Genomic DNA, 1,247 nt, shown 5'->3' with positions numbered 1-1,247 from the left:
GCGCAGGGTCAATAGCAGACCAAACTACGTTAACTGTAACCGTTGTTGCATCGCTATATGTCGCTGTTACAACAGTCGGCAATACAGGAGCTGTTCCCGGAGTCGTTGTTACATTTACAGGAGCAATACTCGTAATGGCTTTGGTAGTTACTGTTAACGTCAAGTGGGCTACAAGCGTTGTGCCATTAACTGCGCCGTTAAGCGTAACTGTTCCCGGAGCTGCATATTGTTCTGGCGTTATGGTCCAGACGACATTGACAGGTCCAGTTGTGCCATTATTGAAGACAGCTGTTACCGTCGACGGCAATACCGGCGCTACGCCAGCTGCCGTTGTAGCAGTTGCAGTTGTTAGAGATGTAATTGCCCTTGGATACACCGTCACATTTGCTTTGGCCGGCACCGAACTGCCTGGTACAGAACCTAAGATGGTGAATGTCCCAGGTTGATTCAACAGATTGGGATCATAGGCATCCCATGTGACTTTGATGTTAATATTATCAATCGAGCCATCGTTGTAGAATGCTTCGATAACCGTTGGTAACACCAGAGGTGCTCCAACTGTGATGGATATATTCTCATCCGGTATGCTATTAATCGTTACCTCATTCGTTACCCGTACATAAACCGTAGCTTCAGCCTCAATATTGGTACCTTCAACAGTACCTTTCACTGTGAAGCTTCCTGGAGTTGCAACTTGGCTTAACGCCACCGTATCCCAGATTACGCTTGCAGCAGCTGTTGATCCATCTTCGAAAACCTTCGTAACAGTCGGCGGAAGGACAGGCAGCACATCATGTAGTGTGCTTACTTTAACTGGTTTAACACTTGCTGTTGGCGTCGTGTAAACCTTCCATTCCAAAATTCCCGTCCATTGCGTGCCTCTCGTAATAGTCATGCGCAATTTGGTCGTCGTAATCGGAGAAAACGTCGTTGTATTATATTTGTTGAGTGCAACGCCATTCCCCACGGCATTCGGAACATCGACATATTGCGTGCCATTCCAGTATTGAAGCTTACTTTCTGTAGGTGCAAGAATACCTCCGTTATCTGTCCACCAATAAACATCCGATTTGGAAATATTCACTGGTGTTCCCCACGTGTATTCCACCCATTGTGTTTTGGCGCTATTATTCCAGTTTCCGTACGCTCCACCCGTTTTATCCGTTGAGCTTGTTGGGTCGCGTCCGTCATTGATCGCGAGCAGATTCTCCCAAGTTGAAACAAACGATGTCGATGGTGTCGCAGTT

At 47.0% G+C, this 1,247-nt stretch carries 1 protein-coding gene; it reads right to left on the bottom strand.

Going from position 1 to position 1,247, the window contains the following annotated elements; genetic code table 11:
• A partial coding sequence (locus tag AC1DUA_RS38240) for an Ig-like domain-containing protein (RefSeq protein WP_477504660.1) occupies positions 1 to 1,247 on the bottom strand: 1,247 nt, incomplete at both ends.

The sequence above is a fragment of the Paenibacillus sp. 01T422 genome (assembly GCF_056398785.1).
Note: the sequence above shows the minus strand (reverse complement) of the source record. Positions and strands in the feature narration are given on the sequence as shown.